Below are 19,723 nucleotides of genomic sequence, written 5' to 3' on the forward strand. Positions count from 1 at the left end.
TCGCGATAGCCAGGTCGACGCCGGTCAACCGCCGGCGAGGGCGTCCCACCCCTGCATTGCATGGCGGGCGACGGCTTCCAGTTCCGTCCGGCTCGCGCCGTCGCGGGCCTGGAGCGACATGCCGCCCTGCACCGCTAGCACGAAGCGGGCCAGGCCGGGGACGTCCGCGGCGGTGCTGATCTCTCCCGCCGCCACCCCTTGCGCGAGCCGCTCCTCCAGAAGCCGGAGGCCGAGGGCACGGGCCGCGCGCACCTGTGCGCCCAGATCCTCCTGGCCTTCGCCGCCGACCGCGGACAGTGTCACCATGCAACCGCGCGGATCCGCGCCCCCGCAGGCCCCGGTGAGCGCGGCGGCAGAATCCGTCAGATAGGCCGCCATCGCCGCGCGGGCGGTGGGAGCCGCCAGGAAATTGGCCCAGACGAGCGCCCCGTATTGCTGCTGGTAATGCTCCAACGCCTCCGCATAGAGCGCCTCCTTCGAGCCGAAGGCCGCATAGAGGCTGGGCGAGCCGATGCCCATCGCCTCCGTCAAGTCGGCGATGGAGGTGGCCGCATAGCCCTTGCGCCAGAACAGCCGCGTGGCCTCGGCCAGCGCGGCCGCACGGTCGAACGCCCGGGGCCGGCCGCGCGACCGGGCCGGCGGCTCCGGCGAGGGGGCGGAAGTGGGGACCGATTTATGCATCGGTCGTTATATAAATCTCTTGACGCTTCACCGCAACGCATCTAGCCATTTCTGTATCAATCGACACATAAAGGTGTGCAGATGACTGAACTGGCTGGAAAGCGCGCGCTCGTAACGGGTGCCTCGCGCGGCATCGGCGCTGCCATTGCGCTGGCGCTGGCGGAGAAGGGCGCCGACGTGGCGATCACCTACGAGCGTTCGGCGGACAAGGCCGCCGAGGTGGTGCGGGCCATCGAGGCCAAGGGCCGGCGGGGCATCGCCCTCCAGGCCGACAGCGCCGACCCGGCGGCGGTGAAACGCTCGGTGGACGCGGCGGCCGAACAACTCGGCGGCCTCGACATCCTAGTGAACAATGCCGGCATCGCCCGCCCCGGCGCGGTGGCCGACATGAGCCTTGCCGACATCGACGCCCTGCTCAGCGTCAACGTGCGCGCGGTGGTGCTCGCCTCCCAGGCGGCCCTGGCGCACCTGCCGCAGGGCGGGCGCATCATCTCCATCGGCTCGTGCCTCGCCGAGCGCGTGCCGTTTCCGGGGGTGACGGTCTATTCCATGTCGAAGTCGGCCTTGCTGGCCTTCACGCGGGGCCTCGCCCGCGAGCTCGGGCCGCGCGGCATCACGGTGAACCTCGTGCATCCGGGCGCCACCGACACCGACATGAACCCGGCCGGCGGCGAACAGGCGGACGGCCTGCGCGCGCTGACGCCCCTCGGCCATTTCGGGCGGCCCGAGGATGTGGCGGCGTCCGTCGCCTTCCTGGCGAGCCCCGCCGCCGGCCAGATCACCGGCACCGGCCTCGTGGTGGACGGCGGCTTCAACGCCTGAGAGCGCGGGCGGCGGCGGCCATCCGGCACCGCCGCCCCGCCATGATCGACGCCGAAGGACCGGCGCCGCCTCAGATCCCCCGCATCAGCCCGCCGTCCACCTTGATGTTCTGCCCGGTGATGTAGCCCGCCCCTTCCGAGGCGAGGAAGGCGATGGTGGCGGCGATCTCCTCAGACGTCCCATAGCGGCCGAGCGGCACGCCGGCGCGGCGTTCCTCGGTGGCAGTCAGGCTGTCGATCCAGCCGGGCAGCACGTTGTTCATGCGCACGTTGTCCGCCGCATACTGGTCCGCGAACAGCTTGGTGAAGGCGGCGAGCCCGGCGCGGAACACGGCGGAGGTGGGGAAGGTGGCGGCCGGCTCGAACGCCCAGGCAGTGGAGATGTTGATGATCGCCCCGCCCTTCTGCGCCGCCATGATCGGCGCCACCAGCCGCGTCGGGCGGATGACGTTCATCAGGTAGACGTCCATGCCGGTGTGCCATTGCGCATCGGTGATCGCCAGGATCGGCGCGCGCGGACCGTGGCCGGCGCTGTTCACCAGCACGTCGATGCGCCCATGGCGGGCCATGGTCTCGGCTACCAGCCGCTGCAGGTCGTCCACGCTCTGGTTGGAGCCGGTGACGCCGAAGCCGCCCAGTTCCCGCGCCAGCGCCTCGCCCTTGCCGGAGGAAGACAGGATAGCGACGGTGTAGCCGTCCGCCGCGAGGCGCCGCGCCGCCGCAGCCCCCATGCCGCTGCCGCCCGCCGTCACGATCGCCACCTTGCCCGCACTCGCCGCCGCGCTCATCTTCGCCGTCCTCGCCTCGCGCGGCGGAGCCGCTGCGGAAATGGGGAATCACCCCCGGTGCCGCCGAGACTGCCGGAACGCCCGCGCCCGCGCCAGCCGCTCCCGGCAAGGCGGGCGGCATTCCCCGGCACCGGCCGGCGGGCGTGCTGTCAGTCCACGTCCGGCTTGCCTTGCCGCAGGCTCTTCACGCTGCCGCGCCGCTCCTTGGCGGCGAGCCGGCGCTCCTTGGAGCCCAGCGTCGGCCGGGTGGGGCGGCGCTTGGGAACCACCACGGCGGCGGCGCGCAGCAGCTCCACCAGCCGCTCGATGGCGTCTTCCCGGTTGCGCTCCTGGGTGCGGAAGCGCTGGGCCTGGAGCACCAGCACGCCGTCCTTGGTCAGGCGGCTGCCGGCCAGAGTGGCGGCGCGCATCTTCACCCCCTCGGGCAAGGAGGGGGAGCCCATGAGGTCGAAGCGCAGCTGCACGGCGCTCGACACCTTGTTCACATTCTGCCCGCCGGGGCCGGAGGCGCGCACGAAGGAGAGGCTGATCTCCTCCTCGGCGATGCGGATGCGGGGCGTGATCTCGATCATGTCTGCGCCGGACGGGTGGGCGGGCCGCACCGGCCGGCGCCCCACCGGCGCGGCCGCTCGTCCCCTCCCCGCGTTTGAGCGCGTTTCGGGCGGCAGGTCAAAGCCGGGGCGAGGGAAGCAGCGTAGGAAACGCCGCCGCCCGCCCCTCACCGGCCCTGGAAATGGCCGGGCTTGAAGGTCCAGATGGTCAGGCCGTGGATCTCCCAGGACGGGCCGATCCAGCGCGGATCGAGCGCCTCGGCCTCCGCGAGGCGGGTGGGTGAAGGTGTCTTGGTGGAGGCCGGGGCCTTCGGCGCGGGCGAAACCGTTGGTGCTGGCGGCAGGCTGGGCGCCGACTGAGGCGCCGGCGGCGGCCCGTCGGCGGGCTTGGCCGGCTCATCCGCCAGCGCGGGCGCGGCCAGAAGAAACGCGGCAAGGAGGAACGCGGCAAGCAGGGCCACGGCCAGAACCGGCGCGGCGGCGAAACGGCACAGGCTCCGATGGCTCATCGCGGCGCCTCCCCGAAAGGGTGAAAATCAAGGATAACGCCGATCGGCCCGGGCCTCAACGGGCCGGTTCGCGCACCCCGGCCAGCAGCAGCCCGCCCAGGAGGAAGAAGCCGAGCAGCACCGCGACGCCGGCCCGCTGGCTGGCGGCAAGGCCGGTGACGATGGCCACCAGCGTCGGTGCCGCGAACGAGGTGAGCCGGCCGGACAGCGCGAACAGGCCGAAAAACTCCCCCAGATGCTCCGGCGGCGCGAGGCGGGCCAATACCGTGCGCGAAGCGGCCTGGAGCGGCCCCGCCACCAAGCCGATGAGCAGGCCGAGGCCGAGGTAGAACTTCTCCGGCAGCGTGCCGAACAGCCCGGTGCCCGGCGCGGTGGGGATGAGGCCGAACAGCAGGCTGTCGCGGGCGAGGCTGAGGACGCCCAGCGCCGCCACGAACAGGCAGGCGAGCGCGATCAGCACCACCCGCCGGCCGCCGATGCGATCGTCCAGCCAGCCGCCGATCAAGGCACCGGCGATGCCGGCGATCAGGATGAGGATGCCGAAGATGCCGATCTGCACCGAGCCCCAGCCGAGCGTGCCCGCCGCATAGATCCCGCCCAGCGAGAACAGGCCCACCAGCCCGTCGGTATAGATCATGTTGGCGATCAGGAAGCGGGCGAGGTTCGGCTGCCCCTTCAGGCGGCGCAGCAAGGCAGCCACGTCGCGTAGCCCGCCGCGGATCGCCACGTCGAGCGGCAGGCCGCGCGGCCGGTCGGGCGTGAACAGGAACATGGGCGTCACCAGCACCAGGAACCATACGGCGCACAAGGGCCCGGAGATGCGGTCGCCCTCCCGCAGCGCCGCGCTGAGCCCGAAGGCGGGCGGCTGGCCCAGCAGCGTCAGCCCGGTCCTGGCGTCGGTGGCGAAGAAGGCGAGCACGAGGGCGAGCGCGACGAGCCCGCCCACATAGCCCGCCGCCCAGCCGATGCCGGACAGCCGGCCGAGTCGTTCGGGGGGCACGAGGCCGGGCATCATGGCGTTGTTGAAGGTGATGGCGCATTCCGCGCCGATGGTGGCGAGCGCGAAGGCGGCGAGGATCAGCGGCACCCGGCTCTCCTCCCCCGGCAGCGCGAACCACAAGGTGGCGCTGCCCAGCACCAGGGCCGCGCCGCAGGCCGCGATCCACGGCTTGCGCCGGCCCGCCGCGTCGGCCACCGCGCCGAGGATGGGCGAGGCCAGCGCGATCATCAGCCCCGCCATGCCGGTGGCGAAGCCCCACAATTCCTGTCCCCGCGCCGGATCGCTGACCACGGCGGAGGCGAAATAGGGAGCGAAGATGAAGGTGGTGACGAGGCTGAAGAAGGGCTGGCAGGCCGGATCGAACAGCACCCAGCCCACCACCGCCGCGCGCGAGGCGGGCCGGGCGGACGAAACGGCGGAAGCGGAGGGCATCGCGGTCATGCGCCGGACAGTGGCACCATGGCCCGCGCGGCGGAAGCCGTCCCGCCGCCAGGCGGGACCGATCCCCAAGTATCGCGCAAGACCGGCCCGGCCCTGTCCCTCCCCCGCAACCCCTCACCCCCGGGCGAGGTCGCCCAGGAGGTTGGCGGCCAGCGTCAGCTTGGAGAGCGAGAGGCCGGAGGCGGTGATGTCCTGCACCGTAGCGCGGATGCGCTCCACTTCCTTGCGGCGGCGCTCCACCCAGGCTTCCACCCCTTCGACGCCGGTGCCGCCCTGCGCCAGCACCTCGCTGGTGATCTGGCGGGTGAAGGTCTCCACCTGCCCGAGCGCCCGGTCGAGGGCGAGCCGGTCGTAATAGTCCGGCGCGGTGATGGCGCGGGCGGAGGCGACGATGTCGTCGATGGCGAAATAGCGCCCCGCCGCGAAGAAGGTGGGCGCCGCGTCGGCGATGCTCCGCCCGCTGCGCTCGGCCAGCAGGGCGATGTCGGAACCGACCGCGAGGACCGGCAGCACGGCGATGTCCTTCGCCAACCCATCCGGCACGCGCTGCTGCACCAGCTCCGCCACGCGGCGGTCACGCGCCACGCGCCACGTATCCGGCAGGCTGGTGTCGAGCACCCGCTTGACCTCGGCGATGGCCGCGCCATAGCGCGCCACCACCCCGGCGATGCCCTCAGCGAGGCTGACGTTGCGCAGGAACCAGATGGCCCGGCCGATCATCAGGTCCTGCACCGCCATGTAGAGGCCGAGCTGCACCTCGCCGTCCACCTGGTTGTCCAGGGCGTCGATGGCGGCGTTAAGCTGCGGCAGGCGGTAGCTGTCGCGCACCACGGCGAAGGCGTGGGCGATGCCCGCCGCGTCCGCCCCGGTCTGGTCGGCGATGCGGGTGATGCTGGCGGGCCCGCCCTGGTTGACGATGGCATTGGCAAGGCCGGTGGCGATAATCTCCCGGCGCAGACGGTGCGCCGCGATGGCGGCGGGGAAGCGCTCGCGCAGCGCCGGCGGGAAATAGGTCACCAGTTCGTCGGCGAGATAGCTGTCGTCCGGCACCTCGGAGGCCAGCAGCTCGGCATAGAGCGAGAGCTTGGCATAGGCCAGCAGCACCGCCAGTTCCGGCCGGGTCAGGCTTTCCCCGCGCGCCCGGCGCTCCTGGATCTCCGCATCGCCGGGCAGGTATTCCACCGTCCGGTCCAGTTCGCCGCGCACTTCCAGCGCCTGCATCATGCGCTGCTGGAAGGCGAGATCCTCGGTGCCGCGCCGCTCGGCGAGCGACAAAGCGAGCGGCTGGAGATAATTGTTGCGCAGCACCAGCAGCGCCACGTCCGCCGTCATGTCGGCCAGCAGCTTCGCCCGGTCGGGCGCGGTCAGCACCCCTTCCGCCACCGGCAGCGACAAGGCGATCTTGATGTTCACCTCCACGTCGGAGGTGTTCACGCCGGCGGAATTGTCGATGGCGTCGGTGTTCAGCTTCACGCCCTTGCGGGCGGCCTCGATGCGGCCGCGCTGGGTCATGCCGAGGTTGGCGCCCTCGCCCACCACCTTCACCTTGAGGTCGGCGGCGCTGACGCGGATGGCGTCGTTGGCGCGGTCGCCCACCTGGGCATCGCTCTCCGCCGTGGCGCGCACATAGGTGCCGATGCCGCCGAACCACAGCAGGTCGGCGGCGGCCTTGAGGATGGCGGTCATCACCTCGTTCGGCGCGGCCTCCGGCTTGGCAAGGCCGAGCAGCGCCTGCGCCTGCGGCGACAGCGGGATGCGCTTGGCGCTGCGCGGATAGACGCCGCCGCCCTCGGAGATGAGCGCGGCGTCGTAGTCCGCCCAGGAGGAGCGCGGCAGGGCGAACAGGCGGGCCCGCTCCGCATAAGCGGCGGCGGTGTCCGGCGTGGGGTCGAGGAAGATGTGGCGATGGTCGAAGGCGGCCACCAGCTTGATCGCCTTCGACAGCAGCATGCCGTTGCCGAACACGTCGCCGGACATGTCGCCGACGCCGACCACGGTGACCGGCGTCACCTGGATGTCCACGTTCAATTCGCGGAAATGGCGCTTCACCGCCTCCCAGGCGCCGCGCGCGGTGATGCCCATGGCCTTGTGGTCGTAGCCCACCGAGCCGCCGGAGGCGAAGGCGTCGTCCAGCCAGAAGCCGTGGCGCTGGGAAATGGCGTTGGCCGTGTCGGAGAAGGTCGCCGTGCCCTTGTCGGCGGCGACCACCAGATAGGGATCGTCGCCGTCGAGCCGCACCACGTCCTGCGGATGGACCACCGCGCCGCCCTTCAGGTCGTCGGTGAGGTCCAGCAGGCTGGAGACGAAGGTCTCATAGGCCGAGACGCCCTCCGCCTGCACCGCGTCGCGGCTGCCGCCGGCGGGCAGGCGCTTGGGCACGAAGCCGCCCTTGGCGCCCACCGGCACGATGACGGCGTTCTTCACCTGCTGCGCCTTCACGAGGCCCAGCACCTCGGTGCGGAAGTCCTGCGGCCGGTCCGACCAGCGCAGCCCGCCGCGCGCCACATGGCCGAAGCGCAGGTGCACGCCCTCCACCTGCGGGGAATAAACGAACACCTCGTAGAGCGGGCGCGGCAGCGGCAGCCCCTCCACTTTGGCACTCTCATACTTGATGGCGATGGCCGGCTTCACCTGCCCGTCCGGCCCGGCCTGATAGAAGGTGGTGCGCAGGGCAGCGTCCACGAGGTTCACGAAGCGGCGCAGAATGCGGTCCTCGTCCAGGCTCGACACCTCGGCGAGCGCGGCCTCGATGGCCGCGCGCAGCGGCGCCTCGCGGGCGGCACGCGCCTCGGGCGCGGGGTCGCGGGCGGGATCGAAGCGGGCGTGGAACAGCCGCGCCACCTTCTCCGCCACCGGCGCATGGCGCACCAGGGTGGTCCACAGATAGTCCTGCGAGAAGGCAAGGCCCGCCTGGCGCAGGTAGCGGGCGAGCGCGCGCACCAGCGCCACCTCGCGCCAGGCGAGCTGGGTGTCGAGCACCAAAGCGTTGAAGCCGTCGTTCTCCGCCTCGCCGCGCAGCACGGCGGTGAGCAGGTCCTCCAGGCGCTCGGCCGAGCCCGACACCTCGATGGTGCCGCCGTCGGCCCGCTCCAGGCTCATCTCGTGCACCCAGCCGCGCGCGGCGGGTGCCCCGCCGGCACGGGCGGCGGTGGCGATGCGGTAGGAGCTTTCGTCGATGGCGCGCAGGCCCATGTTCTCCAGCGTCGGCACCCGCTGCGACAAAGGCAGGGGGCGGCCGAAGGAGATCAGGCGCAGCGAGATGCGGGTCGAAAGGTCGCCGGGCCGGCGGTAGAAATCCAGCGCCACCGGGCGGGCCTCGGACAGCCGCTCCATGCGGGCGATGTCCTCCACCGCCGTCTGCACCCCATAGGCGGCCACATAGCCGGCATCGAAGGCGGCGCCGTAACGCGCGATCAGCGCCTGGGCCTCGGCGGCGCCGTGGGTGGCCAGCAGCGCTTCGCGCAGGCGGTCGGACCAGGTGAGGGCAAGCCGGGCGACCTCCTTCTCCAGCGCCGCCCGGTTCACCTCGGGCGTGCGGCCTTCCTGGCGGCCGATGATGTAGTGCACGCGGGTGAGCGGCAGGTCATGCAGGAAGACCGGCTCCACCGTCGCCACCTGCCCGGAGAACACCTGGGCGAGATAGGCGCCGACGCGCTGGCGCAAGGCGGCGTCGAAGCGCTCGCGCGGCGCGAACACCAGCACGGAGACGAAGCGGTCGAACGCATCCACCCGCGGCAGCACCCGCACCCGCGGCCGATCGTAGAGCGAGAGGATGTCGAAGGCATAGGTCTGCAGCGTATCAGCGTCGATCTGGAACAGGTCGTCGCGCGGATAGGTCTCCAGCACGGTGGAGAGCGCCTTGCCCGAGTGGCTGTCGGGCACGAAGCCCGCCCAGTCCATCACCGCCTCCGCCTTGTGGCGCACATAGGGGATCTGCATCACCGAATGCGTGTAGGCGGTGGAGGTGAACAGGCCGATGATCCTGAGCTCGCCGGTGAGCTGGCCCTCGGCGTCGTGCAGCTTCACGCCCACATAGTCGAGGAAGGTGCGGCGGTGGACGCGCGAGCGCAGGCTCGACTTGGTGATGATGAGCGGCTGGCCACCGGACAGGAACTGGCGGATCTCCGGCGTGGTGACCACGGGGGCTGAGCCGAGGCGCAGTTCGTGCACCGCCGGGTCGCGCAGCACGCCGAGGCCGCTGTCGGCCACCGCCTCCAGGCCGCCTTCGGCGGTCAGCGCATAGGCACGCACGCCGAGGAAGATGAAATTGTCGGCCACCAGCCATTCCACGAGGTCGGCGGCCTCTTCCCGCTCGACCACCGGATACGGGCATTTCTCGCGCCGATAGGTCTTCGAGACCTCATGGACGCGGCTGCGCATGGCATGGAAGTCGCGATTGGCGGCGCGCACGTCGGCCAGCACCTGGAGCAGCGCGGCGCGCAGTTCCGCTTCCGCCTCCGGCCCGCTCAGCGCGGGGATGTGCAGGTGGATCAGGCTCTCGCGCTTGAGGCCGCGCGCCACGGCGGCGGCAAGGTCCGCCTCCAGGGCGCCGGCGCCGCTCGCGCCGCGTTCCAGCGCGAAGATGGGATGGGCCACAAGGCTCAGGTCGAGGCCCCGGTCGGCCAGTTCGCCGGCGACGGAATCGAACAGGAACGACATGTCGTCATTGATCGTCTCGACCACCGTGATGGCCGGCTGTCCCGGCAGGCTGGGGGTGAAGACATGCACGTCGCTCTGGCCCGGCTGGTGGGCGAGCAGGTGCGCCCAGGCCGTGCGCGACAGGTCGGCGATGGCCTCGGGGAGCAGCGTGTCCACGTCTTCCGGAGCGGCGGAGCCGAACAATTGGCGGGTGAAGGCCTCCGGCACGCGGGCACCGTCCGCCTTGAGCAGGCTCACCGCCACCGAGAGGCGGGCCTGGGGCCCGAAGGAGGCATCGGAACCCTGGCTTCCCTGGATATTCATCACACCTCTCCTGGGGCTCTTGCGAACACCCCGATTTGAGCGATCCTCATCCCCTCCGGGAGGCCATGGGTCTGAGCCCAAGGCGCGACAAAAGAATGACGAGGTCCCCCTCAATGGCGAAGAAGATGACGCCCGCCACGACGGCGCGCAAGCCCGCTGAAAACCTTGATAAACCTGCCCCCTTGCGCGCCGCGCCTGCAAAAGAGGCAACTGCCGGACGGTTGAAGGCTACCGCGAAATCCCCACCCCCGGCCCGGCGCCCGACAGCGCCCGCCGCCGCGCAGGCGGCCAAGGCGGAGCCCGCCATCGCCCTCGACCTGCCGCCCGCGCCGCTGGACGCGCCGACCCGGGCCTATTTCGACAAGTGCCTGGAGAAGATCGGCTTCGTGCCGAACGTGCTCCTGGCCTATGCCTTCGACATGGCCAAGCTCGGCGCCTTCGCCGCCATGTATAACGACCTCATGCTCGCGCCCTCCGGCCTGTCGAAGCTGGAGCGGGAGATGATCGCGGTGGCCGTTTCGGCGGTGAACCGCTGTTATTATTGCCTCACGGCTCATGGGGCGGCGGTGCGCGCGCTCTCCGGCACACCGGAGCTGGGCGAGCAGATCGTCATGAACTACCGCGCCGCCCGGCTCGACGCCCGCCAGCGGGCGATCCTCGACTTCGCGGTGAAGCTCACCGAGACGCCGCACCTGGTGGAGGAGGCGGACCGCGCCGCGCTGCGCGCGGCGGGCCTGTCCGAGCGGGACATCTGGGACGTGGCGGCGGTGACCGGCTTCTTCAACATGTCGAACCGCGTCGCCAGCGCCACCGACATGCGCCCCAATGCGCAATACCACGCCCAGGCGCGGGGTTGAGGATGCGGGGTTGAGGTCGCGAGGCTGGCCGCGCCGGGCCGGCCTCGGCGGCCCGGCGCGCGGCTTTATGCGCTTCCGCCGTCATGCTACCCCGCCGGCCGGCGATCTGCGATAAGGCACGGGTGACGGTCCGTCGTCCGGCACGGCGCGGGATCGCGCGGCCGGTTCCAACCGAGTGGATTGAGCATATGGCAGGACCCAGCGGCTACGGTCAGGACACGGCGGGACACGGGACGGCCCACATGGCCAACCCGGACGACATCATCCCGCGTGACATCCGCTTCGGGATCCTCGGCAACGCCCAGCGCCACTGGCTGGAAGACGATATCATCAAGACGGTGCTGATCGACGGCCTCTCGGTGTTCCTGCCGGAGGGCGAGCGCTTCTTCATCCGCTCGCTGAAGCACTATGCGGCCAAGATGCCGGACCGCCAGATGGCCGCAGAGATCAACGGCTATGCGGTTCAGGAAGCCTTCCATACCCGCGAGCATGAGGAATACAACCGGGCGATGATGTCGCTCGGCTATGACGTCGAGGCGATGGAGAAGCCGATCCGCTTCGGCTTCGAGGTGGTGAAGAACCCGCTGCACCGGCTGGCCATCACCTGCGCCATCGAGCACATGACCGCCACCCTCTCCACTCTGACGCTGCGCCATCCCGACCTGCTGGACAAGGCCGCCCCGGCCTATCGGCGGCTGTGGATGTGGCACGCGCTGGAGGAGCTGGAGCACAAGGCGGTGGCGCTCGACGTGCTCCAGGCGGCGACGCCGGAGATGTCGCGCTGGCAGCGCTACATGCTGCGGGTGCTGGGCATGAACGGCACGCTGCTGCCGTTCCTGGTCATCTTCCTGCGCAACGTGCCGATCTATGCCCGCGCCGACGGGGTGAAGACCGGCCTGCGCTTCTGGCTGCGCTTCATCTGGGTGACGCTCGGCTATCCCGGCTACTGGCGGCGCTGCCTGCCGAACGTGCTGCGCTACTATCTGCCGGGCTTCGACCCGCGCAACAGCGACGATGCCGAGCTGATGCGCAAGGGGCGGGAGTGGCTCGCCAACGACATGCCGCCGGGCAGCGGCGCCGCGCCCGCCGGCAAGGCCGGCTGAGGGACCCGCCATGGCCAGCCCCGTCTTCACCCGCATGCTCGACGCCATCGACCACGGGGCATTCCCACGCACCCGCAAATGGGCGTGGCGCGGCCTCTACGACATGCTGTCCTGGTTCTGGCGCGACGACGACTGGCGCTTCATGAACTACGGCTTCGTGCCGGACGGCGCGCCGTTTCCGCTCAGGCCGGAGGACGAGCCCGAGCGGGCCTTCATCGGCCTCTACCAGCAGGCCGTCGAAGGACTGCCGGTGGCCGGCGCCCGCGTGCTGGAGGTCGGCTCGGGGCGCGGCGGCGGCGCGCGCTACGTGGCGCGCTACTGCGCGCCGGCCGTGGTGGTCGGCCTCGATTACTCGCCGCAGACGGTGCAATTGGCGCGGCGGCTGAACGGCGACACGCCGGCGCTTTCCTTCCAGACCGGCGACGCCGAGCGGCTGCCGTTCGCCGACGGCGCGTTCGACATCGTCGTGAACATCGAATCCTCGCACTGCTACGCCGACGTTCCCGCCTTCGCCCGCGAAGTCGCGCGGGTGCTCAAGCCGGGCGGCTGGTTCACCTTCGCCGACATGCGCGGCAAGGCCATGGTGGCCGAGCTGGACCGCCAACTGGCGGCGCCGGGGCTGGAGCTGGCGGCGGCGCGCGACCTGTCGGCGGGCGCCGTGGCCGCGCTCGATGCCGCCGAGGCGCGCAAGCGCGCGCGCATCGGCCGGGTGTGGCTGATGCAGCGCTTCATGGCCGAGTTCGCCGGCGCCCAGGGATCGATGCTCTACAAGGGGCTGGCCAACGGCCAGGTGGCCTACGTGGCCCGCCGCTACCGCAAGGCGGCCTGAAGCCGGGGCGCTGCGGCCGGCGGCGAAACGTCCTCCTTGGGCATGCGCCCTGCCGGCGCGACGGCCATGCTATATTCAGGCGGATATATCATGGAGGCCTGTCCCATGCGCCGCTCCCGGCTGCCCCTGCTGATCCTCGGCTTCGCCCTTGTCCAGCCGCTGCTCCTGCCCGCCGCCGCCGCGGCGGCCGAGGGGTCCGGCTGCGCGGCCGCCGCCTGGCCGCTGGAGGCGGAGGGGGCGCGGCTCCAGGCCGCCGGCCTGCCGCGCCTCGCCAGCGGCGCGACGCTCGCGGCGGACAGCCCCACCGCCTTCGCCCTCGCGCTTGTCCCGGCCGGCGAGGCGGGCCTGCCGACGCCGCCGGAACGGGCTTCGGGCGCGGGCTTCGCCGGCTTCGTGCGGCTCGCCCCGCCGCGGCAGGACGGCGTGCTGCAGATCACCCTCGACCAGGGCGCCTGGATCGACCTGGTGCAGGACGGCAAGCCACTCAAGCCCACCGCCTTCACCGGCGTGCGCGACTGCCCGCTGGCGCGCAAAAGCGTGCGGTTTTCCCTGAAGGCCGGCGATGCCCCCGTGCTGCTCCAGGTCAGCGGCGCGGCCGCCGATACGCTGCGCCTCGCCCTGACCGCAGCGCCGTAACCACACTGCTGCACCGCCAAATACAGGAATCGATCATACGTTCATATCTTCACCGTTTGATCTATTGACGACAGCCATTCCTACCGTGCTACGGTCGCTGCCAACATAAGCGCTAACCATTAAGGCGCGTTCCAAGGGAGTACGCCAGAACCGCCGTGCGGTCTGGCGCAAACGCAAGCGAGGCGCCCGTGGCGATTCCGGACACTGTCTCAGACGTGCCCTATATCGTTGAAGCTGAAGGTCTCACCAAAGAGTTCAAGGGGTTCACCGCGGTCAAGAACGTGAACCTCAAGATTCGCCGCCACACCATCCACGCCCTCATCGGGCCCAATGGTGCCGGCAAGACCACCTGCTTCAACCTCATCACCAAGTTCCTGGAGCCGACCCGCGGGGCGATCCGCCTCAACGGGCGCGACATCACCCGCACCAAGCCCGCCGACGTGGCGCGGCTCGGCATGGTGCGCTCGTTCCAGATCTCCGCCACCTTCGGCCACCTCACCGTGCTGGAGAACGTGCGCGTCGCCCTCCAGCGCAAGCTCGGCACCTCGTTCCATTTCTGGGCCCCGGAAGGCGCGCTCGACGCGCTGAACGAGCGCGCCATGGAACTGCTGGAGGAAGTGGGGCTCGCCTCCTACGCCCAGCACCTGGCGGTGGAACTGCCCTACGGCCGCAAGCGCGCGCTGGAGATCGCCACCACGCTGGCGCTGGAGCCGGAGATGCTGCTGCTGGACGAGCCCACCTCCGGCATGGGCCGCGAGGACATCGCCCGCACGGCGGAGCTGATCAAGCGCGTGTCCGCCAACCGCACCGTGCTGATGGTGGAGCACAATCTCTCCGTCGTCGCCGACTTGTCCGACACCATCACCGTGCTGGCGCGGGGCGAGATCCTCACCGAGGGTCCGTATGCGGAGGTGTCGAAGAACCCGCAGGTGGTCGAAGCTTACATGGGCACGGGGCACGGTCATGGTTGAAGCCCGGACATCGGCTGAGGCGCTGCTCAAGGTCGACGACCTGCATGGCCACTATGGCGAGAGCCATGTGCTGCATGGCATGAGCTTCGAGGTGCGCCCCGGCGAGGTGGTCACCCTGCTCGGCCGCAACGGCGCCGGCAAGACCACCACCATGCGCGCCATCATGGGCCTGCTGCGCAAGCGCGCCGGCTCGATCCGCTACGAGGGCACCGAGACGGTGGGCCTCCAGCCCAACAAGATCGCCCGGCTCGGCATCGCGCTGTGCCCGGAGGAGCGCGGCATCTTCGCCAGCCTCAACGTGCGCGAGAACCTGCTGCTGCCCCCCGTGGTGAAGCCCGGCGGCCTCTCCGTGGACGAGATCCACGAATTGTTCCCCCGCCTGCACGAGCGCCGCAGCAGCCAGGGAACCAAGCTCTCGGGCGGCGAGCAGCAGATGCTGGCCATCGCCCGCATCCTGCGCACCGGGGCGAAATTCCTGCTGCTGGACGAGCCGACCGAAGGGCTCGCGCCGGTCATCGTGCAGCATATCGGCGAGATCATCCGCNCGCTGAAGACGCGCGGCTTCACCGTGCTGCTCGTCGAACAGAACTTCCACTTCGCCTCAACTGTCGCCGACCGCCACTATGTGGTCGAGCACGGACGGGTGGTGGACATGGTGCCCAACGACAAGATCGCAGAAAACGCGACGCGTCTGGAAGCCTTCCTCGGCGTCTGAAGCCGGGGATTTCGTACAGCGACACGCCGGTCCGTCCGGCAGGAGGAAACGAAATGCGTCTTGCAGCCATGTTCCTGGCCGCCGGCAGCCTGTTGGCCGCCGGCGCGGCCCAGGCCCAGACCCCCGCAGCCCCCCTCGCCGTCAAGATCGGCGTGCTCAACGACCAGTCCGGCCTCTATGCCGATCTCGGCGGCCCCGGCTCGGTCTGGGCCGCCAAGAAGGCGGTGGCGGACTTCCTCGCCACCCCCGCCGGCAAGAACCTGAAGGTGGACGTGGTGTTCGCCGACCACCAGAACAAGGCGGACGTCGGCACCGCCATCGCCCGCCAGTGGTTCGACGTGGACGGCGTGGACGTGATCCTCGACGTGCCCAATTCCGGCGTCGCCCTGGCGGTGAACCAGGTGGCCAAGGAAAAGAACAAGGTGTTCATCAATTCCGGCGCGGCGGCCTCCGACCTCACCGGCAAGGCCTGCACGCCCAACACCGTGCACTGGACCTACGACACCTGGGCGCTGGCCAACGGCACCGGCAAGGCCATCACCAAGAATGGCGGCGACACCTGGTTCTTCATCACCGCCGATTATGCCTTCGGCCATGCGCTGGAGCGCGACACCGCCGCCGTCGTCGCCGCCAACGGCGGCAAGGTGGTCGGGCAGGTGCGCGTGCCGCTCAACAATGCCGACTTCTCCTCCTTCCTGCTCCAGGCGCAGTCGTCCAAGGCCAAGATCATCGGCCTCGCCAATGCCGGCGGCGACACCATCAACTCCATCAAGCAGGCGGCGGAATACGGCATCGTGGAAGGCGGGCAGAAGCTCGCCGGCCTGCTGATCTTCCTCTCCGACGTCAACTCGCTGGGCCTGAAGACCGCGCAGGGCCTGACCCTGACGGAAGCCTGGTACTGGGACATGACCGACGAGAACCGCGCCTTCGCCAAGGAGTTCGCCGCGGCCAATCGCGGCGTGCATCCCACCATGGTGCATGCGGGCGTCTATGCCGGCACGCTGCACTATCTCAAGGCGGTGGCCGCGCTCGGCGCCGACAAGGACGGCGCCGCGGTGGTGGCGGAGATGAAGAAGCTGCCCACCGACGACAAGCTGTTCGGCAAGGGCGAGATCCGCGCCGACGGCCGCCAGATCCACCCCATGTTCCTGTTCGAGGTGAAGAAGCCGTCGGAATCCAAGTATCCCTACGACTACTACACCCTGAAGGCGACCATTCCCGCCAACGAGGCGTTCCGCCCGCTGAGCGAGAGCGAGTGCCCGCTGGTCAAGAAGAGCTGAGGCGTCAGCCGAAACACCGGGACCGGCGGCGGCGTCACGTCCCGCCGGCCCTTCCCGGCGCAGGCCGCGCGCGGCCCGCGCCGGCCTCTGCCCCTTCGACCGCACCCACCGGGATCTGAGACCGCCCCATGTTCGAGCTCCTCGGCATCGCGCCGCAAGCTTTGTTCGGCCAGCTGCTTCTGGGCCTCATCAATGGCGCCTTCTACGCCATTCTGAGCCTCGGCCTCGCGGTGATCTTCGGCCTGCTCAACGTCATCAACTTCACCCATGGCGCGCAGTACATGATGGGCGCCTTCGGCGCCTGGATGCTGCTGAACTACGTGGGCATCCCGTTCTGGGGCGCGCTGGTGCTGTCGCCGATCATCGTCGCCATCATCGGCATGGTGATCGAGCGCACATTGCTGCGGCGGCTCTACCATCTCGACCATCTCTACGGCCTGCTGCTGACCTTCGGCCTCGGCCTCATCATCGAGGGCCTGTTCCGGCGGCAGTACGGCTCCTCGGGCCTGCCGTACAACAATCCCCTGCCCGGCGGCACCAATCTCGGCTTCATGTTCCTGCCGAACTACCGCGCCTTCGTGGTGGTGTTCTCGCTGGCCATCTGCATCGGCACCTGGTTCGTCATCGAGCGCACCAAGCTCGGCTCGTACCTGCGCGCCGCCACCGAGCGGCCGGACCTGGTGCAGGCCTTCGGCATCGACGTGCCGCGCATGATCACGCTGACCTACGGTTTCGGCGTCGGCCTCGCCGCGCTGGCCGGCGTGCTCGCCGCGCCCGCCTATCAGGTGAGCCCCACCATGGGCTCCAACCTCATCATCGTGGTGTTCGCGGTGGTGGTGATCGGCGGCATGGGCTCGATCATGGGCGCCATCGTCACCGGCTTCGGCCTCGGCCTCGTGGAGGGGCTGACCAAGGTGTTCTATCCGGAGGCCTCCTCCACGGTCATCTTCGTGATCATGGCCATCGTGCTTCTGGTGAAGCCGGCCGGCCTGTTCGGCACGGTCAAGTGAGGGCGTCATGAGCACCACATCATCTCCCGCAGCCCTCGCGGGCGGCCCGGCCTCCACGGGCGGCGTCCTGCGCCTCGTGGGCGCCGCCATCGCCCTTGCCCTGCTCATCGCCGCCCCGCTCGCGATCTATCCCGTCTTCCTGATGAAGGTGCTGTGCTTCGCGCTGTTCGCCTGCGCCTTCAACCTGCTGCTCGGCTATGTCGGCCTGCTGTCCTTCGGCCACGCCATGTTCTTCGGCGGCGCGGCCTATATCTGCGCCCATGCGGTGAAGAACTGGGGCCTGACGCCGGAACTGGGCATCCTCGCCGGCGTCGCCTTCGCCGCGCTGCTCGGCCTCGTCGCCGGCCTGCTCGCCATCCGGCGCCTCGGCATCTATTTCGCCATGGTGACGCTGGCGCTGGCGCAGATGTTCTTCTTCTTCTGCCTCCAGGCCCGCTTCACCGGCGGCGAGGACGGCCTGCAGGGCGTGCCGCGGCGCGCGGTCTTCGGCCTCATCGACATCACCAAGGACCTCAATCTCTATTATGTGGTGCTGGCGATCTTCGTCATCGGCTTCGCCATCATCTACCGCACCATCCACTCGCCCTTCGGGCAGGTGCTGAAAGCCATCCGCGAGAACGAGCCGCGCGCCATCTCGCTGGGCTACCGGGTGAACCAGTACAAGCTGCTGGCCTTCGTGCTCTCCGCCGCGCTGGCCGGGCTGGCCGGCGCCACCAAGGCCATCGTGTTCCAGCTCGCGTCCCTCACCGACGTCGCCTGGCAGATGTCCGGCGAAGTCATCCTGATGACGCTGGTCGGCGGCATGGGCACGGTGCTCGGCCCGGTGGTCGGTGCCGGCATCATCGTCACCATGCAGAACTATCTCGCCGGCTTCGGCGAATGGGTGCTGGTGATCCAGGGCGTGATCTTCGTGGTGGTGGTGTCGCTGTTCCGCCGCGGCCTCGTGGGCGAGGTCATCGCTTTGTTCAGCCGCCAGAAGCCCGGCGCCCCCGCCGGCCACTGAGCCCGCGCGCCCTGCCGTCACGGGCAGGGCGTCCATTGCCTGCGGCGCCCTATCCGTCGAGGTCGAACGCCCCTTCCAGATGCTCGGCCCCGCCGTCGCGGCCGAGCAGGACGGCATCGAAGCGCATGTGGAGGCCGGCCAGCTCCGGCCGGGTGGCGAGATAGGCTTCCGCCGCCGCCGCGATGCGCCGGCGCTGGCGCGGTTGCAGGCTTTCCGCCGCCACCACGAGATCGGCGCGCAGCTTCACCTCGCAGAACACCAGGAGGTCGCCGCAGCGGGCCACCAGGTCCAGTTCGCCGGCCCCGGTGCGCAGGCGGCGCTCCAGAATGGCAAACCCCCGCGCTTCCAGCAGGCCCGCCGCGCGCGCCTCGGCGTCGAGCCCCCGGGCATGGGCGGCCTGGCGGCGCCGGCGCGCCGGCGTGTCGGCGGGCGGCGGCCGGGCCATGCTCAGTCGGTGCCGTCGCCGTCCGCGCCGCCCTTGGTCAGCGCCAGGGCGCGGGCATAGACCTCGCGCTTGGGCCGGCCGGTGGCGGCGGTGACGGCGGCCACCGCGTCCTTGAGCGAATGCACCGCCAGGGCGCGGGCGAGCGCGGCGTCCACGTCGTCGTCGGCGGCCGGGGCCTCCAGCGGCGGGCCGATCACCAGCACGATCTCGCCGCGTGGCGCGCCGGCCTCCGCGTAATGCGCGGCAAGCTCGGACAGCGGGCCGCGCCGCGTCTCCTCGAACGCCTTGGTCAGTTCGCGGCACACGGCGGCGGGGCGGTCGCCGAGCCCCTCGGCCAGGTCGGCGAGGCTGTCGGCGAGGCGCGGGCCGGTCTCATAGAGCACCAGCGTGGATGGCAGCGGCGCCAGCTCGGCGATGCGGTTGCGCCGCTGGCCGCCCTTCTGCGGCAGGAAGCCGTCGAACAGGAAGCGGTCGGTGGGCAGGCCGGCGGTGACGAGGGCGGCCAGCAGCGCGGAGGCGCCGGGCACCGGATGGATGCGGAAGCCGGCGGCGGCCGCCTCCACCACCAGCTTGTAGCCGGGATCGGACACCAGCGGTGTGCCGGCGTCGGAGACGAGCGCGATGGCCTCGCCCGCCGCGAGGCGCGCCAGCAGCTTCGGGCGCATGGAGGCGCCGTTGTGGTCGTGATAGGGCACGAGGTGCGTGGTGATGCCGTAGCGCTCGGTGAGACGGCGCGTCATGCGCGTGTCCTCGCAGGCGATCAGCCCCGCGCCCGCCAGCGTCTCCAGCGCCCGCACCGTGATGTCGGACAGATTGCCGATGGGGGTCGCCACCACGTGCAGCCCGGTCTCCAGGCGCCGCGCCGCCACGGTCTGGCCGAGCAGGGTGAAGGTGCCGGTGCCCTGGCCTTCGGCGGCGAGACTGGGCAGGTCGGTGTCGCCGTCCTCGGGCGCGGGGACGTCGGACGACAGCGGGGAAGTGTGCTGGCTCATGTCCCCGAGCATAGAGCGGGCGGCCCGCCGGCGACAGCCGGTAGCGCACATGCGTAGCGGGACACCATGACAGGGCGGCGCGATGCCGATAACGTGACCGCCGGTCACCGGGGCAGGCGCCGGCGCGGC

18 protein-coding genes are annotated in these 19,723 nt (G+C 70.6%); 10 read left to right on the plus strand and 8 right to left on the minus strand.

Annotation, left to right across the window (positions count from 1 at the left end; translation table 11 throughout):
• Positions 1-24 precede the first annotated feature (24 nt).
• Positions 25-681, minus strand: a complete 657-nt coding sequence (locus YU1_RS0107000; protein ID WP_029003465.1) for a TetR/AcrR family transcriptional regulator — start codon at positions 679-681, stop codon at positions 25-27.
• Positions 682-762: 81 nt separating this feature from the next.
• Here YU1_RS0107000 and YU1_RS0107005 point away from each other — a divergent pair, with 81 nt between their 5' ends.
• The gene (locus tag YU1_RS0107005; protein WP_029003466.1) at positions 763-1,503 is read left to right on the plus strand and encodes an SDR family NAD(P)-dependent oxidoreductase; all 741 of its coding nucleotides are present in this window, start codon (positions 763-765) and stop codon (positions 1,501-1,503) included.
• A gap of 70 nt (positions 1,504-1,573) precedes the next feature.
• Here YU1_RS0107005 and YU1_RS0107010 read toward each other — a convergent pair whose 3' ends face one another.
• The 5 genes from YU1_RS0107010 to YU1_RS28340 all read right to left on the minus strand — a co-directional run bounded on the left by YU1_RS0107010 (position 1,574) and on the right by YU1_RS28340 (position 9,753).
• Positions 1,574-2,290, minus strand: coding sequence for an SDR family oxidoreductase (locus YU1_RS0107010; RefSeq protein WP_029003467.1), 717 nt, complete (start codon positions 2,288-2,290; stop codon positions 1,574-1,576).
• A gap of 149 nt (positions 2,291-2,439) precedes the next feature.
• Complete coding sequence (arfB, locus tag YU1_RS0107015; RefSeq protein ID WP_029003468.1) at positions 2,440-2,862, minus strand: alternative ribosome rescue aminoacyl-tRNA hydrolase ArfB; 423 nt, start codon at positions 2,860-2,862, stop codon at positions 2,440-2,442.
• Between the two features lie 146 nt (positions 2,863-3,008).
• Entirely contained in the window at positions 3,009-3,350 is a 342-nt protein-coding gene (locus YU1_RS0107020) for a hypothetical protein (RefSeq protein WP_029003469.1), read from the minus strand.
• A 55-nt stretch (positions 3,351-3,405) separates the two neighbouring features.
• A complete protein-coding gene (locus YU1_RS0107025) occupies positions 3,406-4,791 on the minus strand; it encodes an MFS transporter (RefSeq protein WP_029003470.1) in 1,386 nt (461 codons plus the stop codon).
• A gap of 114 nt (positions 4,792-4,905) precedes the next feature.
• Positions 4,906-9,753 (minus strand): NAD-glutamate dehydrogenase, encoded by a 4,848-nt coding sequence (locus YU1_RS28340; RefSeq protein ID WP_035714258.1) that lies wholly within the window; start codon positions 9,751-9,753, stop codon positions 4,906-4,908.
• A 305-nt stretch (positions 9,754-10,058) separates the two neighbouring features.
• Here YU1_RS28340 and YU1_RS0107040 point away from each other — a divergent pair, with 305 nt between their 5' ends.
• The 9 genes from YU1_RS0107040 (at position 10,059) to YU1_RS0107080 (ending at position 18,157) form a co-directional block, all read left to right on the plus strand.
• Positions 10,059-10,610 carry a peroxidase-related enzyme gene (locus tag YU1_RS0107040; RefSeq protein WP_051356595.1) on the plus strand — a complete coding sequence of 184 codons (552 nt, stop codon included), beginning with the start codon at positions 10,059-10,061 and terminating at the stop codon, positions 10,608-10,610.
• Positions 10,611-10,798: 188 nt separating this feature from the next.
• Positions 10,799-11,713 carry a metal-dependent hydrolase gene (locus YU1_RS0107045; RefSeq protein ID WP_210163757.1) on the plus strand — a complete coding sequence of 305 codons (915 nt, stop codon included), beginning with the start codon at positions 10,799-10,801 and terminating at the stop codon, positions 11,711-11,713.
• 10 nt (positions 11,714-11,723) lie between these two features.
• The gene (locus tag YU1_RS28345) at positions 11,724-12,542 is read left to right on the plus strand and encodes a class I SAM-dependent methyltransferase (RefSeq protein ID WP_051356584.1); all 819 of its coding nucleotides are present in this window, start codon (positions 11,724-11,726) and stop codon (positions 12,540-12,542) included.
• Positions 12,543-12,647: 105 nt separating this feature from the next.
• Positions 12,648-13,178: a hypothetical protein gene (locus tag YU1_RS0107055; protein ID WP_029003473.1), complete on the plus strand. Its 531-nt coding sequence runs from the start codon at positions 12,648-12,650 to the stop codon at positions 13,176-13,178.
• Between the two features lie 188 nt (positions 13,179-13,366).
• Positions 13,367-14,149, plus strand: coding sequence for an ABC transporter ATP-binding protein (locus tag YU1_RS0107060; RefSeq protein ID WP_245263251.1), 783 nt, complete (start codon positions 13,367-13,369; stop codon positions 14,147-14,149).
• The gene (locus YU1_RS0107065; RefSeq protein ID WP_029003475.1) at positions 14,142-14,864 is read left to right on the plus strand and encodes an ABC transporter ATP-binding protein; all 723 of its coding nucleotides are present in this window, start codon (positions 14,142-14,144) and stop codon (positions 14,862-14,864) included. Before YU1_RS0107060 ends, YU1_RS0107065 begins: the two co-directional genes overlap by 8 nt.
• 53 nt (positions 14,865-14,917) lie before the next feature.
• On the plus strand, positions 14,918-16,144 hold the full coding sequence (locus YU1_RS0107070; RefSeq protein WP_029003476.1) for an ABC transporter substrate-binding protein: 1,227 nt from the start codon (positions 14,918-14,920) through the stop codon (positions 16,142-16,144).
• 128 nt (positions 16,145-16,272) lie between these two features.
• Positions 16,273-17,154: a branched-chain amino acid ABC transporter permease gene (locus YU1_RS0107075; RefSeq protein ID WP_029003477.1), complete on the plus strand. Its 882-nt coding sequence runs from the start codon at positions 16,273-16,275 to the stop codon at positions 17,152-17,154.
• Positions 17,155-17,161: 7 nt separating this feature from the next.
• A complete protein-coding gene (locus tag YU1_RS0107080) occupies positions 17,162-18,157 on the plus strand; it encodes a branched-chain amino acid ABC transporter permease (protein WP_029003478.1) in 996 nt (331 codons plus the stop codon).
• Between the two features lie 49 nt (positions 18,158-18,206).
• On the opposite strand, the gene YU1_RS0107085 is transcribed toward YU1_RS0107080, so the two are convergent.
• Positions 18,207-18,602, minus strand: a complete 396-nt coding sequence (locus YU1_RS0107085; RefSeq protein WP_029003479.1) for a YraN family protein — start codon at positions 18,600-18,602, stop codon at positions 18,207-18,209.
• A 2-nt stretch (positions 18,603-18,604) separates the two neighbouring features.
• The gene (gene rsmI / locus YU1_RS0107090) at positions 18,605-19,594 is read right to left on the minus strand and encodes a 16S rRNA (cytidine(1402)-2'-O)-methyltransferase (RefSeq protein ID WP_156921991.1); all 990 of its coding nucleotides are present in this window, start codon (positions 19,592-19,594) and stop codon (positions 18,605-18,607) included.
• Between the last annotated feature and the right edge of the window lie 129 nt (positions 19,595-19,723).

It is taken from the genome of Azorhizobium doebereinerae UFLA1-100 (assembly GCF_000473085.1).
GTDB classification, from domain to species: Bacteria; Pseudomonadota; Alphaproteobacteria; order Rhizobiales; family Xanthobacteraceae; genus Azorhizobium; species Azorhizobium doebereinerae.

Coding starts and splice junctions, on each gene's coding strand:
- YU1_RS0107000 (WP_029003465.1), bottom strand. CDS start 681: ATGCATAAATCGGTCCCCACTTCCGCCCCCTCGCCGGAGCCGCCGGCC.
- YU1_RS0107005 (WP_029003466.1), top strand. CDS start 763: ATGACTGAACTGGCTGGAAAGCGCGCGCTCGTAACGGGTGCCTCGCGC.
- YU1_RS0107010 (WP_029003467.1), bottom strand. CDS start 2,290: ATGAGCGCGGCGGCGAGTGCGGGCAAGGTGGCGATCGTGACGGCGGGC.
- arfB (WP_029003468.1), bottom strand. CDS start 2,862: ATGATCGAGATCACGCCCCGCATCCGCATCGCCGAGGAGGAGATCAGC.
- YU1_RS0107020 (WP_029003469.1), bottom strand. CDS start 3,350: ATGAGCCATCGGAGCCTGTGCCGTTTCGCCGCCGCGCCGGTTCTGGCC.
- YU1_RS0107025 (WP_029003470.1), bottom strand. CDS start 4,791: ATGACCGCGATGCCCTCCGCTTCCGCCGTTTCGTCCGCCCGGCCCGCC.
- YU1_RS28340 (WP_035714258.1), bottom strand. CDS start 9,753: ATGAATATCCAGGGAAGCCAGGGTTCCGATGCCTCCTTCGGGCCCCAG.
- YU1_RS0107045 (WP_210163757.1), top strand. CDS start 10,799: ATGGCAGGACCCAGCGGCTACGGTCAGGACACGGCGGGACACGGGACG.
- YU1_RS28345 (WP_051356584.1), top strand. CDS start 11,724: ATGGCCAGCCCCGTCTTCACCCGCATGCTCGACGCCATCGACCACGGG.
- YU1_RS0107055 (WP_029003473.1), top strand. CDS start 12,648: ATGCGCCGCTCCCGGCTGCCCCTGCTGATCCTCGGCTTCGCCCTTGTC.
- YU1_RS0107070 (WP_029003476.1), top strand. CDS start 14,918: ATGCGTCTTGCAGCCATGTTCCTGGCCGCCGGCAGCCTGTTGGCCGCC.
- YU1_RS0107075 (WP_029003477.1), top strand. CDS start 16,273: ATGTTCGAGCTCCTCGGCATCGCGCCGCAAGCTTTGTTCGGCCAGCTG.
- YU1_RS0107080 (WP_029003478.1), top strand. CDS start 17,162: ATGAGCACCACATCATCTCCCGCAGCCCTCGCGGGCGGCCCGGCCTCC.
- YU1_RS0107085 (WP_029003479.1), bottom strand. CDS start 18,602: ATGGCCCGGCCGCCGCCCGCCGACACGCCGGCGCGCCGGCGCCGCCAG.
- rsmI (WP_156921991.1), bottom strand. CDS start 19,594: ATGAGCCAGCACACTTCCCCGCTGTCGTCCGACGTCCCCGCGCCCGAG.